General features: G+C 35.9%; 11 protein-coding genes, 1 pseudogene and 1 riboswitch. Of the genes and pseudogenes, 5 read left to right on the forward strand and 7 right to left on the reverse strand.

Annotated features, from left to right (window positions below; translation table 11 throughout):
* Positions 1 to 166 precede the first annotated feature (166 nt).
* The 5 genes from AN959_RS13315 to AN959_RS13335 form a co-directional block, all read right to left on the reverse strand.
* Complete coding sequence (locus tag AN959_RS13315; RefSeq protein ID WP_056831393.1) at positions 167 to 1,471, reverse strand: GHKL domain-containing protein; 1,305 nt, start codon at positions 1,469 to 1,471, stop codon at positions 167 to 169.
* A 667-nt stretch (positions 1,472 to 2,138) separates the two neighbouring features.
* Positions 2,139 to 2,627: a methylated-DNA--[protein]-cysteine S-methyltransferase gene (locus AN959_RS13320; protein WP_056831395.1), complete on the reverse strand. Its 489-nt coding sequence runs from the start codon at positions 2,625 to 2,627 to the stop codon at positions 2,139 to 2,141.
* 154 nt (positions 2,628 to 2,781) lie between these two features.
* Positions 2,782 to 3,345: a bifunctional transcriptional activator/DNA repair enzyme AdaA gene (locus AN959_RS13325; RefSeq protein ID WP_056831396.1), complete on the reverse strand. Its 564-nt coding sequence runs from the start codon at positions 3,343 to 3,345 to the stop codon at positions 2,782 to 2,784.
* Between the two features lie 28 nt (positions 3,346 to 3,373).
* Positions 3,374 to 4,144: an isocitrate lyase/phosphoenolpyruvate mutase family protein gene (locus AN959_RS13330; protein WP_056831398.1), complete on the reverse strand. Its 771-nt coding sequence runs from the start codon at positions 4,142 to 4,144 to the stop codon at positions 3,374 to 3,376.
* Positions 4,145 to 4,590: 446 nt separating this feature from the next.
* Positions 4,591 to 5,088 (reverse strand): LURP-one-related/scramblase family protein, encoded by a 498-nt coding sequence (locus AN959_RS13335; protein ID WP_056831399.1) that lies wholly within the window; start codon positions 5,086 to 5,088, stop codon positions 4,591 to 4,593.
* Positions 5,089 to 5,528: 440 nt separating this feature from the next.
* Here AN959_RS13335 and AN959_RS13340 point away from each other — a divergent pair, with 440 nt between their 5' ends.
* A complete protein-coding gene (locus AN959_RS13340; RefSeq protein ID WP_056831400.1) occupies positions 5,529 to 6,719 on the forward strand; it encodes an MFS transporter in 1,191 nt (396 codons plus the stop codon).
* A gap of 335 nt (positions 6,720 to 7,054) precedes the next feature.
* On the opposite strand, the gene AN959_RS13345 is transcribed toward AN959_RS13340, so the two are convergent.
* Positions 7,055 to 11,929, reverse strand: a complete 4,875-nt coding sequence (locus tag AN959_RS13345; RefSeq protein WP_082461006.1) for an OmpL47-type beta-barrel domain-containing protein — start codon at positions 11,927 to 11,929, stop codon at positions 7,055 to 7,057.
* A gap of 93 nt (positions 11,930 to 12,022) precedes the next feature.
* A riboswitch (cyclic di-GMP riboswitch) is annotated at positions 12,023 to 12,115 on the reverse strand.
* Positions 12,116 to 12,354: 239 nt separating this feature from the next.
* Here AN959_RS13345 and AN959_RS21745 point away from each other — a divergent pair.
* A pseudogene (locus AN959_RS21745) lies at positions 12,355 to 12,887 on the forward strand (IS3 family transposase); the annotation flags it as partial.
* A gap of 344 nt (positions 12,888 to 13,231) precedes the next feature.
* Here the strand turns inward: AN959_RS21745 and AN959_RS13355 are convergent.
* Complete coding sequence (locus tag AN959_RS13355) at positions 13,232 to 14,194, reverse strand: YafY family protein (RefSeq protein ID WP_056831402.1); 963 nt, start codon at positions 14,192 to 14,194, stop codon at positions 13,232 to 13,234.
* A gap of 111 nt (positions 14,195 to 14,305) precedes the next feature.
* On the opposite strand from AN959_RS13355, the gene AN959_RS13360 reads away from it, so the two are divergent.
* From AN959_RS13360 to AN959_RS13370, 3 genes are all read left to right on the forward strand, one after another.
* The gene (locus AN959_RS13360) at positions 14,306 to 14,785 is read left to right on the forward strand and encodes a GyrI-like domain-containing protein (protein ID WP_056831403.1); all 480 of its coding nucleotides are present in this window, start codon (positions 14,306 to 14,308) and stop codon (positions 14,783 to 14,785) included.
* An 88-nt stretch (positions 14,786 to 14,873) separates the two neighbouring features.
* Entirely contained in the window at positions 14,874 to 15,296 is a 423-nt protein-coding gene (locus AN959_RS13365) for a DoxX family protein (protein WP_056831404.1), read from the forward strand.
* A 68-nt stretch (positions 15,297 to 15,364) separates the two neighbouring features.
* A complete protein-coding gene (locus AN959_RS13370; RefSeq protein WP_056831405.1) occupies positions 15,365 to 15,829 on the forward strand; it encodes a hypothetical protein in 465 nt (154 codons plus the stop codon).
* The last annotated feature ends 16 nt before the right edge of the window (positions 15,830 to 15,845 follow it).

Genomic DNA, 15,845 nt, shown 5'->3' on the forward strand with positions numbered 1-15,845 from the left:
CATCGTTAGTATCCTTAAACGCATAAACAAGGCAGTGCACACAAATGTTAGTGCACTGCCTTGTACATTCAAGAGCTTTATATTATGGAAGAATTCAACTAAAAATAAACATCGGAAGTAAGAAAACTTCATCAGCTAAGTTCCAAGCTTACATTTTCTTTCAAAATTATCTCAGAGGAATTTTCACAATTGCAATAGTCTCTAAATCATTTGAATCGATTGAGATTTTTCCATTATATTTTTTCACTATTTCCTTCACTATAAATAAACCTTGCCCTCTGACTTTTCCCTTCTCTCCTTTTTTTGTTGAATACCCCCGTTTAAAAATATGTTCATTTTCGGTAATTTTTGTTCCTGTATTTGTAATCATAAATACATAATGCGTCTCATCTGCTTCACCGAAAATCGTAATTTTACGTTCACTCTCAGGTAATTCTATCGTTGCCTCCATAGCATTATCTATTAAATTCGATAATATTTTGATTAAATCTGTTGTTTTAATTTTATTGAATGCATCATCCGAAATCGTAAAATCCATATCAATATTATAATTTTGTGCAGCCAGTTTCTTTGTTTGCAATAATATAGATAAACCAGGGTGATCAATATTATATTTTAGAGATTCGATAGCTTGAACTTCTTTAGAAAGTGATAATAGATATTGTTGCGCTTGGCCGTATTGACCTAATTGAAGAAGTCCGTGTAATACTTGAATATGATTGGTGAAATCGTGTTTTAAAGACGATACAGAGGTGATTAATGTTTTAATTTCTGCTTGGTATGTATCTTCTGTATCCCCTATCTCCTTCGTCACTTCTTTTTGATACCATCTTTGTAAAAATAAAAAAGATCCTACTACAATCAAAATAAATACACCATTAAAAATGAATAGAAAGAGATTATTTTCCAATACTTCTCTTTTTATGTCATTGATTGTATCGGCACTTAGATCGATACCTAAGTAGCCTATCACCTTTCCTGCTTCATCCTTTATCGGTACTCCAACAGAAAGATAAGAACCATAAATGGGGTCCTCAATTACACCGGTTACATAGGTCTTTCCTTCATAGGCTCTTTTTACCTGCTTTTCGGGTACTGTGCAAGCTTCTCCAATTATAAATCCCTCTTCTAATTCCTGAGGTACTCCAGCTATCATTGCTTTCGATACCTTTGGATTATCAATTTTCAATGTATACACATATAAAGCACCCAGTTTTTCTCTTGCATCATTTAAGTAGCTTCTCAATTCCCAATAATATTCGTTTCTTACGGGGTCCTTCAAAAATTGCTCATATGTTTCTATATCTAACGTTGACGCAATAGACTTTGCTGCTTCCAGACTTTGGCTTCCAATTGATTCTTCAACTGTCCTTTTCATCTTCACATAAGAGGTAAAGACATTTAAGCTTGTAAACAATAATAATAAGACCGTTGATAATATTAAAATTAGTTTTATTTTACTATTTTTCATGCAAACTGGTACTTCCTCATTTTTTTATTGATCTATATATAATCACGTAGATTATCATGAAATAAAATCTAGATCTATCTAACTTAGTAAATTTCAAAAATTAATCTTTTGTTATTTATTACCTTAACATAAAAAATTAATAAGAAGAGAGTTTTCCTATTAATAAATAGATTTCTTCATTTAAATTAAATTGTATTGAATGTAGTTTCTCATGTTGGACGTCTATATCATACATGAATTGATGTCCAATCCATTTCAGCACCTTATTTCCATAGAAAAGTTATAAAGCCTCGTTCCTTTTAAGAACTCGGCTTTATTAATGAAAACTTATCTATGACTATGGTGCGGTTCTACGTGACTAAAAAAATGAGATTCTTTGGTTATTCAATTCAATGAGCGTTCCTATCTAATTCCTGAATTACTTTTCGAGTTTTTTACATACTGATGAATTACCTATCGCAATTCTATCAGCTAGCCTTATTTTGTCAGAAGCAGTAACTCCGCTTCAGTGGTTAGGCACGGCTATTATTATAGTGGCTATTGGAATAAATGAACTCGGTACTAACCTTTTCCCAATAAGAAAGCATTCTTGACGATCAACCCATAGTAGATATTTATATATAAAGGTTGATCGTTAAGAAAATGGACACCGATGGTAAGATACTTTTTAAGGCTTAATACTTCTAATAGATTTTTCATGCTTAAGCAGCCATTCCTTTCTCCATAGACCACCTGCATAACCTGTTAATTTTCCTGTAGAACCGATAATTCGATGACAAGGAATGACAATGCTTAACTTGTTCTTTCCATTTGCCCTCCCTACTGCTCTGATGGCCTTTTCATTTCCAATGGAAATAGCTATATCCTTATAAGATACCGTTTTAGCGTAAGATATTTTTGTTAAATCGTTCCATACTGTTTTTTGAAAGTCAGTCCCTTCAAATTGATATGGGAATGTAAATTCTTGGCGAAGTCCCCTAAAATATTCGTCCAGTTGGTTGTAGCATTCTGTTAAAAGCGGAGGGGTTTCAGCTTGTAATGAATTCTCTTTTTTATCCTCTTCAGAAAACAGTATAGAATTGATAACTTCACGAGTACCAATTATTTCTATTATGCCAATCGGTGATTCAAAGTCTAATCTATATTTTTTCGTCATATAATGACCTCCAAAGATAAAAGGCAGCATATGCTTGCCAACCTTCCCTAGTGTCTTTAATTTTGATTAGTTTATATACAGCTCCGTCTTTTATTTGATGAAGTACTTCCTGATTAGATCTCCTTAAAAAGATAAGATTCATGATCAGTCCAATTCATTCTGGAATCACCTTTCTATATTCGCTAGGTGAACAGTTGTTCAAACTTCGGAACACTTTATAAAAATTGGAAGGGCTTTGGAAGCCGACCTCATAGCAAATCTCAAGGTTCGACATTTTTGTACTTTTAAGAAGATAGGCTGCTTTATCGATGCGTATTTTTTCCAGATAAGTACGCGGAGTTTCGGAGGTTTCTTGTTTAAATAAGCGTTCTAGATAATAAGGGCTTAAACCGATTTGATCCGCTATATCTTTTAATACTATTTTTTGCTTATAATGATTGACTAGAAGCGTAATAATATTTTTAACAATCTCAATATGTGGTGATTGTTCAATTTCTGGCTGACATCTTTTGCAAGGGCGAAAACCTGCTTCTTCAACTGCATTGATCTCATAGTAAAATTCCACGTTTACCTTTTTGGGCTTCCTAGATCTGCAAGAAGGCCGGCAGTAAATTTTCGTTGTTTTTACCGCCGTAAAAAATAGACCATCATATTTACGATCACAAGCGATAATTTTCTCCCACATCTCTTCAAATGAAAGGTTGATTTTTATCACCATTTATTCCACTATCCTTTCTGCACTTATACTAGTTCTCATACAAATGAGAAGTATCCATATACGCTAGTAGTTCATCCGCATTCTTTTCTAAATAAGCGTTTACTTTATCAGATAGGGCATTCCCAAAACTAAATCTCCTCACGCCTAATTCTTTAAGCTTATTACAATTTGTTAGTCCAGGTAAAGATAATACATTTAGTGGAGCATTTACATTCAAGGTGATTACTTTGATCTCGTCATGCTCTTTCAAGCCAGGAACAAAAATCCCACTAACGCCACTCTCAACATATGCCTTCCCTCGTTCGATTGTTTCTATTAAAGGATTTTGCATTTGAAAATAAGTATCTGTTCTGGCGTTAATATAAAAATCTCTATAACCATTCTGGTCCAATGCTATCCTTATTTTCTCCAGAAGGTGACCGTGCGCTGAAACCTCTCTTAAGCCAATTGATTTTTTCAATGAATCTTCAATATTGATACCCACTACCCCCACATCTGCCGTCCTTAAAACATTATCAATAATCATGTTAGTGTCTTCGCTATACCCAGCCTCAATATCGGCAGAAACAGGAATTTTCACATTCTCTACTATGGTTTTGAGGATTCCTAAATGTCTATCAAAATCAATCAATTCTCCATCTGAAAATCCTAGTGAGTTTGCAATACCCCAACTGGTTGTACCTATGGCTTTGAATCCTGCTTTTTCAAGTGTTAAGGCTGAAAGTAAATCCCAAGCGTTGCCTAGAAATAATATATCATTTGAAAAATGCATCTCTTTGAATTCCTGAATCTTGTTCATTTTATTTCCTCCTAATGTTCGTTGAATTCATTTTAACAAGTAATCAATCTTCATTTCGTCCTCATTCTTGCTCTTATGGTCTGTCTTTTAAAACAAAAAAAGTGAAGCTATCTGCTTCACTTTTCTAAAGTCTATGCTCTCTATAAACTCATAATTAAATAAATTTATGTAACTATCTTATTTGTACCCTGTTGGTTTAATGGAAATTTATTATTAAGAAAAACCGCACCTACTTAAGGTAGGGTTCACCACAACTATTCTAAATGCGGTTATAGGTTTTATAAAATTAATCCAGTTATCAAGTAAATATTCTCATTAAAACTCCATAAAAAAAGCAGGGAATTCGTTTATGATTTCCCTACTTATTTGATGTTATTTCAACTGTTATTTATAATTTTGAATTTCTAAAGTAAACGCGTCAGCATTTTACATTGTAAATCCTTACATTAGGTCGCCGCTGCTGAGGATGCAGCTGCTTGGTCAGCTTTGACACAATCAATTGCGACAACGAACGCAATAATGATAGCCTCCATCTCCTCATTTAGTATTTGAACCTTGTAGCTATCACCCCAAGTGAACCACTCCTTGTTCACTTTACCTATGACTACACCATGCTGTAAAACCTGAAAATCCATATCCCACCAGTTACCGTGTACCTCAATGTCTGCAGCATCAATCGTATAGCGTGCTTTTAAGAAAGAAAACTCCTTCTTAATCGTTAACACCTCTCGACCATTCACCTCAACAAAAAACTTCGGTAAAAAGCTAAACACCTTTTTCGTAATAAGCGCGACTTCATCTCTTGTTGTATTCATAATGGAGAAAGTCTTTGGAATCTGCATAAAACTGCCCTCCACGTAATAGACATCCTTCTCCTGCTGATCTTTTACCGTAAATTTGCCACTTAGACTGAATACCTTCTGCTTTATATAAAGTTGCTTCATACTACGCCTCCTTCGATATAGCATATTATTAAAGCACCGATCTCACCATAGTTATTAATAGTGATAAGAATGTTTTTTTGAATTTTGTTTAATAAAATTTGCTAAAGAGAAAAAAATATATTTATTATATGTATTCAACGTATTATATCAAAATACCTTCTTAATGAAAAAGTATGCAAAATAAATAATTTTGCATACTTTGCTTATCTATTCATCATAAAAAAAAACGCCTTTATTTACGATACGGTTCCCCGTGGATTTCCTAAGTGCGCTTTTTTAAAATGGTCTTTTGCTAACGCTGCATCCTTGTCGATTCTGGAAATCAATTATCCTCTACTTGACTAAGATAGGGTTTTTCAGGCAAACATATTCTTGGTATGATGTTAAGGTTGTGTATTTACTATGTCACATATTTACATTCATCTAAGAAAGAGGTATTTATGCACTCCACAAAATTATCCAAGCAACATTGGTTGCTTATCTTAACACTTTCTTTATTAACATTTGTTCTCGGGACAAGTGAATTTGTTATTGTCGGAATCTTAACAGATATTTCTTCAAGTCTTAATATGACTAATGTAAAAGCAGGCACACTCGTTTCTGCGTTTGCAATTACGTTTGCCATCGCTACACCACTAGTGATGTCAGCAACAAGTCATTTTCCAAAGCGAAGATGGATGTTGTTTTTGATAGGATCTTTCATCTTCCTAAATGCTTTGTGCGTAATTTCGACGAGCTATATAATGCTCCTTGCACTTCGGATTATGACAGCGATTGTAACAGGAGTTTTAATCTCTCTAGCCATGATTGTAGCAAGTGAAACCATGCCGATTAAAAAACGCGGACTTGCTATTTCATTCGTTTTCGGTGGTTTCACACTTGCAAATGTCATTGGAGTGCCAATTGGTATTGTGATCGCCGAAGAGTACGGCTGGAATGCCACTTTCATGTTAACCACTTTCCTAGGAGGATTGGCGTTTTTGGCATCCTTTTTTGTCTTACCTCATAGACTCAGCCAAGTACGCAGTTCGATACGTGATCAGTTTTCTTTATTGACCAAGCCACGTATATTGATGGCTTTTTTCATTCCTGCACTCGGATTTGGCGCAACTTATGCAGTCTTTACGTACCTTGTACCAATCTTGAAAGAAATGGGAGCACCAAATAATTCAATTAGTATAATCTTATTTTGTTATGGGTTTATTTCGATTTTCAGCAACATCCTCGCTGGTAAAATTGCTAGCCACAATGCAATCGGTCGCCTTCGGTTTGTTTTTCTCGTCCAAGCAGTTGTTCTGACATGTTTATTTTGGACTACAAATCATTTTGTTTTAGGATTAATAAATATTGGATTAATGTCGTTAATGGCTATCCTCTTAACAACATCTACTCAGCTATATTTAATTGACCTCGCAGGAATTTATCAGCCAAAAGCAACAGGCCTCGCCGCCTCACTAATGCCAGTGGCAAGCAACGTAGGTATCGCTTTTGGTTCTGCATTAGGCGGAATTGTGTACCATCAAGGAAATTTAATGAATGTAACTTGGGTCGGTGGGATAGTTGCAGTCTGTGCAAGTCTGCTAACATTCTTTAGTCATCATTTAGACCAAAAACAAAAGACATCAGAATAGAAATGAGCAATTATACAAAAGTTAAATTTATTCTACATCGATCATTGCTACCGTTTTATATATTTCGGTAGATGGAGATGAATTTTCAGAAACAGTTGCCAGTTAAAGTGCTTACTTAGTTGCAACATATACTTTAGTAGAAAAACAGGCACATTCGCATGAAGCGAATGTGCCTGTTTTAAAAACCTCACTTATTTATGGTACGGTTCTCCGTAACATGTATACTTGCGGTTTTTAATATATCCAAATTTTTTGAAAAAACCTCATTTACTTATGGTAAGGTGCTCCATATCACAAGTAAATGAGGGATTTTGGAAATTGAAAAATATAAACTTTTATTTAATTACTTTAACAGTTTTTTGTCCAACAACTAGAACTCCATTTACGTAACCTCTAAACACAAGCGTTACTTGCGATTGATTCCACGTGAAATGAGATCGTTCGAACTTAAACTGTCCAAGTTCTGCTTGATTATAATATCCATTATTGCTATTCAAGGCTTTTACACCATTAACAGTTGCAGTATTCAAGTCGAAGCCTTTTGTACTGAACCCTTCTGGCAGAATGACACGTACTGTGAATACCCCTTTATTTCCTTTAATTACTTCTGGCATTACTTCAAGCGTAGCTGAAATGTAAACGGTAAATTGTTTTGTAATAGTTACGCTATTTCCAGCAGCATCCGTTACTGTAACAGTTACGTTATACTTACCTGGCTCATCAAATTTTACAGATTCCCCATTTGCTACAACTGTTGTTTTTAAACTTGGTGAAGTAACAATCATCTCTTCCGAAACAACACCTGAAAGACTATCGTTCGCTGAATATGTTAATTGTAATGAATCACCCAGCTTGTACTCTTTGTTTACATCCATTGAAACGGCTGGTACTGTTTTATCGATTTTCACTTTAATAGTATTCGATTCCTCCACATTACCTGCTAAGTCAACAGAATAAAATTGAATTGTATGAATTCCTTCCTGTTGGACTTTGAAAGTATCTCCTTCCACATAGGCAAATCCATTAATTGAATAAAACGTTTTTTCTACGCCACTTTCAGCATCTTGTGCTTGCAATTTTACAACTACATCTTCGTTTGTCCACTCTGTCGGAGCTGTCGCAGTTGTAGTAGGTGCCGTTAAATCTGCTTTTATTTCAATTGTTTGTACTTCCTCTTTGTTTCCAGCAACATCCTCTGAATAATAACTAACTTTATAAGAAGATTTGCTTCCGTCTACTTTAATTGTTGTACCTTCCACATATGCTGCTCCATCAATTGAATAGAACGTTTTAGATACTCCACTTAATGCATCTGTTGCAAATAAGTTAATAGATGTATTTGCAGTAAACCACTCTGGAATTTCACTAGTTTTTGTAGTTGGCGCTTCTGTATCGATTTTCACAAATACAGTTTTTTCTGCTTCTTTGTTACCTACTTTATCTACAGAGTAGAAAGTAATTTTATTAATTCCTTGCTCTGACACCGTAAACGATGTTCCAGATTTAAACTCATCATCATTTACTGAATAATACGTATTTGCTACTCCTGTCTCGTCATCAGATGTAGATAATGTTACATCTACAGGACTTGCATTTGTCCAATTACTTGGTAAATCCGCTGTTGTAACAGGCGCTGTCGTATCCACAATCAATTTCGCTAACACGACGTTTGATGGTGTTGATTCACCAAATGAGTTACTGTATGCCGTTACATAATATTCATGATCTGCATACGTTAAATCTGAAAACGTGTAAGATAAATTATTAATTTTTTCGGCAATTAACACTGGTTCCCCATTCACAATTTCATATAAATTGTAACCATTTGCATACGTTACAAAGTCCCATAAAATTCGAGCACTTGTCGGACTTAGTAATTTAATACTTGCTACTGGGGGCTCCATTACTGGATATACAATGTCCACTTCCAATTGGCTAGAAGGAGCTGATTCACCGAAACGATTACTAAATGCAACAATTTCATAATAATGCGTTGCTTCTGAAAGATTAAATAGTTGTGTAGTTAAGGCTGATCCTTTGTATACTAGCTGACGATTTGATCCCGTTACTTCATATACAAGGTATTCGTTTGCCCAATTAACAGCTTTCCATGACAAAGTAACGTTGTTGCCGTTAAAAATCGTGTTAGTCATGACTGGAGCTTGTACTTCCGGCCAAATAATCTCGAAATCAATGTTAGTTCCTTCTGCCGATTCACCAAAACGCGGACTAACAGCATGAACTACAAACTCATATTGACCTTCTACCATTTTAGGAAATGATGCAGAAGTAGTTGTTACTGTATTCTTTAATACTTTTTGTCCATCAACGATTTGATACACTTTATAGCTCGTTGCATACGTTGCAGCGTTCCATTTTAAAACGATATCATTCACATTCGTAGCTGTTTTCGTTAAATTGCTAGGCGCTTGCATTTCTGGGAAAACTAAATTAATTGATACTTTGCTTCCTTCTGCTGATTCACCGTAACGAGAATTATACGAATGAATTTCAAACACATACTCGCCCTCTGGCTGATTCGCATACGTTACTGTTGTAGTATTTACTGTACTTTTTAATACTTTTTGTCCATCAATAATTTGATATACTTTATAGTTTGTCCCGAAAGGAACTGCTTCCCAAGTTAATTTAATGTCATTTCCATTTACGAAACTGTACGTAGCATTACTTGGCTTAGACATTTGTACTTCACTCATATTAACAGATACTTCTTTACCTTCTGCTGACTCTCCAAAGCGAGGGCTTACAGAATGAACAACATAGACATGTTCCCCGTATGATACATTAGACAACGTAGTTGATAAATTTGTTACTGTATTTTTCAGTACTTTTTGTCCATCAATAATTTTATACACTTTATAGCTTGTTGCATATTGAACTGCTCCCCAAGTTAAAGAAACGTCATTTCCATTAACAATTTTAAATGTTAAAGAACTTGGTGCATCCATATTCGGGAACTGTAAAGGAACTGTAATTTCTGATGCAGTTGATGACTCACCAAACAATGACGAGAAAGATGTCACAACATATTTGTGATCGCCTTCTGATTGGTTCGTATAAGTCACAGCCGTTCCTGTTAACGTGCTCTTTAAAATTCTTTGACCATCGACAATTTCGTAAATTTTATAGCTCGAAGCACCTGTAACAGCTGTCCACGTCAACTTAATGTCATTTCCATTAAGAATTGTATACGCTAAACTTGTTGGTGCAGGTAAATCTACGCCATTTAATGTTAAAGAAACTGTACTACCTTCTACTGATTCTCCAAAACGGTTACTTACAGAATGTACTTCATACGTGTATTCACCTGGTGCCATCTTTGTATAGCTAATAGTTGTTCCTGTAACAGTGTTTTTCAACACTTTTTGTCCATCAATAATTTGATACACTTTATAGCTTGTCGCGTTTTCTGCAGCATCCCAACTTAAAGTGAAATCAGTAGTATTTTTAATAACATACGTTAAGTTTGCCGGTGGACTCATTTGTGGGAACTTAATCTCGAAAGAAACTTTCGCATTTTCCGCTGATTCTCCGAAACGGCTAGAGAAAGCATGAATTTCATATTTGTAATCACCTACTGGTAAATACGTAAACGTTGCTTTTGTATTATTTACTGTACTTTTTAATACTTTTTGTCCATCAATAACTTGATACACTTTATAGCTTGTGGCATACGGTACAGCATCCCAGTTTAATGTAACATCATTAATGTTAGCTGCTGTATATGTCGGATTCGTTGGAGCTGCCATTACAACAGGCTCTACCTTTACAGAAATTAAACTTCCTTCTGCCGACTCACCAAAACGACTACTTACAGAGTAAATTTCATAAGCATAGTCTCCTGCTGAAGAGTTTGCATACGTAACAGCTGTTGTCGATACTGTGCTCTTTAATACTTTTTTTCCATCGATAATTTGATATATTTTATAGCTTGTCGCATTCGTAGCAGCGTCCCATTTTAAAACAATGTCGTTTCCATTCGCAATTGAATACGTAACATTGCTTGGCGGCATCATCGCAACTTCTCCGATGTTTACCTTTACTTGGCTTCCATCTGCCGATTCACCAAAACGGCTACTTACAGAATGCACTACATACTCATAATCTCCAGCAGGTAATTTTGTGTATGTAACACTCGTTCCTGTTACTGTACTTTTTAATACTTTTTGCCCATCAATAATTTGATAAATTTTATAGCTTGTCGCATTTGCAGCAGCGTTCCATTTTAACGTAACATCATTAAGATTTGCAATTGTGTACGTTAAGTTTGTTGGAGGAAGCATCGTTACCAATCCTACATTCACTGTTACTTGACTTCCTTCTGCCGATTCACCAAAACGACTATTTAGAGAATGAACTTCATATACGTATTCCCCACCAGGAGTATTCGTATATGTAACACTCGTTCCTGTTACAGTACTTTTTAATATTTTTTGCCCATCAACAATTTGATATACGTTATAACCTGTTGCGTGTAAAGAAGCAGTCCATTTCAGTGTTACGTCATTAACGTTTGCAATTGTATACGTCAAATTCGTTGGAGCTGCCATTTCTGGATGATGAATTGTTACGTCCACAGTATTAGAAATTGGCGACTCTCCATATTTAGAGTTAAATGAAGAAACTGCGTACGTGAAATTCCCTTCAGGAGCATTTGAAATCGTATACGTTTTACCTGTTACTGTAGTAACTAATGTTTGCTCTCCATTTGGTCCAATTTGGTACACTTTATATCCTTCTACATACTGAGAAGTCGTCCAGCTCAAGTTAATGTCGTTTGCATTTTGTAAAGTGTAAGAAAGTGTTGGAGCTGTCATCGTTGGATAAGCAACGTTCACCGTAATCGGTGCACAAGGACCAGATTCTCCGTTCGCACTTAACGTTGAAACGACATATGTATACGATCCTTCTGGTAGGTCATTAATCGTATAACTGTTCGTAGTAACTGTACCACGTGGTGTTAATTGACCTTCTGTAATTTCATATATTTTATAGCCTGTAGCATTAACTATCGCACTCCAAGTAAGCTTCACATCATCTGGTGTGATATGTTGGTACGCAAGGTTACTTGGCGGCAGAAGGTTGTTATCTGTTGCTCCCAAAACATTTTTCATTGGAAACAGGAAAACTTGCAAAACTAACACCAATGCTAGTAATGCTGAAATTTTACTTGATAAACTTTTACCCATGTTCTTTACCCTACCTTTCAGTAGTGAATAAGGAATAACGCGCATAAAAATAAGCCTCTTAACAAGGCTCATAATAAAAGGACTCTGAATCCTTGCGGTAACCGGCTGCCATCCACATAGCACTTAGCGTGGTCCAGGCCCTTGGCTTTGCGTCACACGATTTCTCGTGGTTTGCCTTTTTCACTTGATTATTTTATATGTTACAAGGCTATCATAATACCTTAGCCACATACGTGAAACTGCTTTTATACCTATCTATACTTAACTCTAGTATTAAATAGTCACACTTGCATATGTCTAAATTCCTATAAAGATGGATCTGCGTTTTTTACAATTAAGTAGCATGTATAGAACGAAAGAACCACACCTTTAATTTCACTCATAGTTCCGGAGCATAAATGAACCATTTTCCCGACGTCAAAAGCTCATACAAAGAAAACGTCGGTAAGATTGCGACAAATATTTTAAAACGTGATTTCGTTGTGCCAAAACCAAACGAAAGATCGGTAACGGATGTGACGGAATTCCATTTATTTGGTGAGAAACTTTATCTATCACCTGTACTTGATTTGTTTACCGTAGAAATTATTGCGTATAACGTTGAAAAACGCCCTATTTATCCATTTGTTTCAAAGATGTTAGAACAATCCTTCACTCACTTATCCGAAGAAGGTGCCCCAGTACTTCACTCTGATCAAGGGTGGCACTATCAGACGCTCACGCATTAAAAGAACATGGCATTACACAAAGTACGTCTCGTAAAGGAAACTGCCTCGATAGCGCAGTAATTGAAAACTTCTTCGGTCTCTTAAAATCAGAATTGCTTTACTTACAAGAGTTTGAAAACATGGAACACTTAAAGCGAGAACTTGAACAATATATTGAATACTACAGTCACAAACAAATTAAGGAAAAATTAAAAGGATTAAGTCCGGTACAATACCGAACTCAATCCTTACAAATAAAGTGTCTAACTTTTTGGGTTCATTTCACCTACACTTTTTTAGGGTTTGTCTTTATTCTAATATCTAATTAACTTGGATATGGTTCACCCCACTAGTTCGGGGCTAAAACATCCTCTATTTATGATAAGGTTCACCGCAACGCATCTAAATGAGGTTTTTACCTTTTTTGTTAAAATGATTTTACTAGAAATTCAATAAAGAACAGTACTGATAAAAATGCTATTAACCTCTCAAAGTATTTACACTAATCAGAAGTATATATCTCCCCAATGTGTGCAAAATTGAGAGGCACTGCAATTGGCCAAGCTCAAAATTATTTGGCTTTTAACCGCATGGCTTAAGTGCAGAACAAACATACTCTCTCATGTAAACCTTCTAAGACTTCTACTGGCACTTCCCTGACCTTGATATCCTCGCCTAGGAAAAGCAGCCAATTTGTTATTTCGGTCAATTCTCCTGAATTATTAACATTGATAAAAGTCTTTAGAATGGCTGTGGTTTGGTAAGGATTTGTATAGGAAATTGAAACTTTTAAAGGATGGTATTTTTTGAACTGGGCAATTGCCTTTGGACCAAGTTCAAGGACAAGGTTGATTACTTCTTCCTGCTTACTTAGTTTTTCTAAAATATTTTTCTTACTTAATCTTTTTTTCGTAGAGTATGGCTCGACATTGGTGAGATTATCGACAGGAAAAATATCCCTATTCTCTTCCTTTAAGTCAAATCCTTCAATCAGCCAAAGGCTTTTTTCACGATAAAGGTGCAAGAGATAAATTGGATAAGTCTTTACTATCTTCTCTTCTTCGATAGTAATCAATAAATAGCGATCCAAAAGAAGGATTTGGATAAGTTTTTCTAAAATAGGATGGGGGAGGTCTGACAGATCAAGTAGGTCGGGATTATTAGGGTTAGTTCCTTCAAAAAGCAAGATTTGATTTAAAAGAACGAGGTCATCTTGCTGGTTTTCTGAAATGAGGCCTAGTAATTTTTCAGCTAAAGACTGACGGCTCTTTAGATAAGGGAGTTGTTGATTTCTTGTGGCCATAAAGGCAATAAAGAGAGCTTTAATCTCATTATCGGTGAAGCGGACAGTGGGCAGGACAGAATTGTTCATGACAAAATACCCTCCATCCCTTCCAACTTCAGCAACAAGGGGCATCCCCATGGCTTCAATTTCTCTGATATCTCTAATAGCGGTTGAACGAGAGATGTTAAATTCTTGCATGATCTCAGAAATTGTAAAGTGGGATCGGTTGTTGATATACCGCATGATGATATTAATCCGTTCAACTTTTTTCATCTGGACCTCCTAAACAGTATCATTTTTTGACACTATTAAAGACTATTATAAACTCATCAAGTGAAAAGACAAATCATTTGATAAACTTTAAAAAAGAGGAAGGTTTTGAAAATGGCAAATTATACTTTAGAAGAAAAAGACAGCTTTATCGTTTTAGGTTTGGGAACTGAGCTTACGAGCGATTACACAGACTATGCTGGCATAAACAAGGAAAAGGCAGACTTTTGGCAGTCAGTCAAACAAGATGGACGGCTTGACACGTTAAAAGCCCTAGCCACAAATGAATACATTTTCGTCGTTAACGAAGCCGTGAATAACAAGATGATGCATTATGCTGGTGTCATGACAGAGGGAACATTACCAGAAGCAACTAGAGTTATCCAATTTCCTAAGGGAGAATACCTCGTTGTTAAAGGAGAAGCGAATACAGATGAAGAGTTGAGTAACAAACTTACTGGCATTGCCTTTGGAGAAGCCTTGCCAGAAGCAAATAATGTTGCCTATGTTGGTGGCCCAAATACAGCTGTTGTGATGGGGCAGCGAAACGGCTTAGTATTTGGTGAAATGTGGATTCCTGTTGTTAGGAAATAAAGGGAGGTGTCTATTTAGGAGTTTATTATTCAGAAAATTTGTAACGTTTAATAAGTTTTCACTTAAAACAATGATTAGGAGGGATCAAATGAGTAAGGTTATTGGTGCGGAAACAACCGCGAAGATAGAAACCCAGCTCAATGGAAATTTGATTGCATATTGGTCAGTCACATTACTACTCGCAGGATCAATTACGTTAAGTGGTATCGGGCAACTGATGCAATTGGGGGGAAACATTGAGTTAGTGACGAATATTGGTTACCCATTATACATCACGAATATTCTTGGGACTTGGAAAATACTTGGAGTCATCGCTATCGTCGTGCCACGCTTTCCTAGACTTAAAGAATGGGCTCACGCTGGTCTCTTCTTTTTAATGACTGGTGCGGCTTTGTCTCATGCGTTTGCTAACGATTATGGTGAATACGGGTTTCATGTTATCCTTCCTCTTTCATACGCTGCACTCAATATCGCTTCATGGGCGCTACGTCCGAAGAGCCGCAAACTATAAAGAGGGTTGGACTTTTTGGTGAAATGTGGATTCCTGTTGTTAAAAAAAGATAAATGGAGGGTTGGGAAATGTCCTATATAGTTGATTTTAAAAATGTGTCTACGGTTGATTTAGAGTCTTCACCTGTAGTAGAAGCGCTTGCTGGTTTACGTGCGAACGAGGCCCGTTACTTTATGAACAAATATAAGCATGAATTTACGGTTGTACCTGCTAGCGAAAGTCAGGAGACCCTTGATTATGTGAACCGAATTTTGAAAGAAGAACGTGAAATTGAGTTTGCTGCCAAACCTTTAGAGACTTCACGTTTTCAAGTGGAAAATATCAAATTTGCCTACGTCTTTTATGAGGATGGTCTTGCAATCAACGTCATGTATACGGTTGATGACCCTAAGAAACGGGCCGTTGGTTTTAAGCTTTCTGAGGGGATGGAAGTACCAAAGGAATTAGAAGGAAAGTTTAAGTTTGCTAGGCAGAAGTCTAAACTTGCTGGAACAATTCGAGGCTCATTTTTTGTAATTAAAGGCGAATATTAAAGTCAACAAAAGTGCA

Origin of the sequence: Psychrobacillus sp. FJAT-21963, from assembly GCF_001420585.1 — a bacterium.
Classification (GTDB): domain Bacteria; phylum Bacillota; class Bacilli; order Bacillales_A; family Planococcaceae; genus Psychrobacillus.

What these genes read in the sequence shown, in the direction of transcription:
- AN959_RS13360 (WP_056831403.1), top strand. Translation starts at nt 14,306, where the DNA reads ATGGCAAATTATACTTTAGAAGAAAAAGACAGCTTTATCGTTTTAGGT.
- AN959_RS13370 (WP_056831405.1), top strand. Translation starts at nt 15,365, where the DNA reads ATGTCCTATATAGTTGATTTTAAAAATGTGTCTACGGTTGATTTAGAG.
- AN959_RS13340 (WP_056831400.1), top strand. Translation starts at nt 5,529, where the DNA reads ATGCACTCCACAAAATTATCCAAGCAACATTGGTTGCTTATCTTAACA.
- AN959_RS13335 (WP_056831399.1), bottom strand. Translation starts at nt 5,088, where the DNA reads ATGAAGCAACTTTATATAAAGCAGAAGGTATTCAGTCTAAGTGGCAAA.
- AN959_RS13320 (WP_056831395.1), bottom strand. Translation starts at nt 2,627, where the DNA reads ATGACGAAAAAATATAGATTAGACTTTGAATCACCGATTGGCATAATA.
- AN959_RS13325 (WP_056831396.1), bottom strand. Translation starts at nt 3,345, where the DNA reads ATGGTGATAAAAATCAACCTTTCATTTGAAGAGATGTGGGAGAAAATT.
- AN959_RS13315 (WP_056831393.1), bottom strand. Translation starts at nt 1,471, where the DNA reads ATGAAAAATAGTAAAATAAAACTAATTTTAATATTATCAACGGTCTTA.
- AN959_RS13355 (WP_056831402.1), bottom strand. Translation starts at nt 14,194, where the DNA reads ATGAAAAAAGTTGAACGGATTAATATCATCATGCGGTATATCAACAAC.
- AN959_RS13365 (WP_056831404.1), top strand. Translation starts at nt 14,874, where the DNA reads ATGAGTAAGGTTATTGGTGCGGAAACAACCGCGAAGATAGAAACCCAG.
- AN959_RS13345 (WP_082461006.1), bottom strand. Translation starts at nt 11,929, where the DNA reads ATGGGTAAAAGTTTATCAAGTAAAATTTCAGCATTACTAGCATTGGTG.
- AN959_RS13330 (WP_056831398.1), bottom strand. Translation starts at nt 4,144, where the DNA reads ATGAACAAGATTCAGGAATTCAAAGAGATGCATTTTTCAAATGATATA.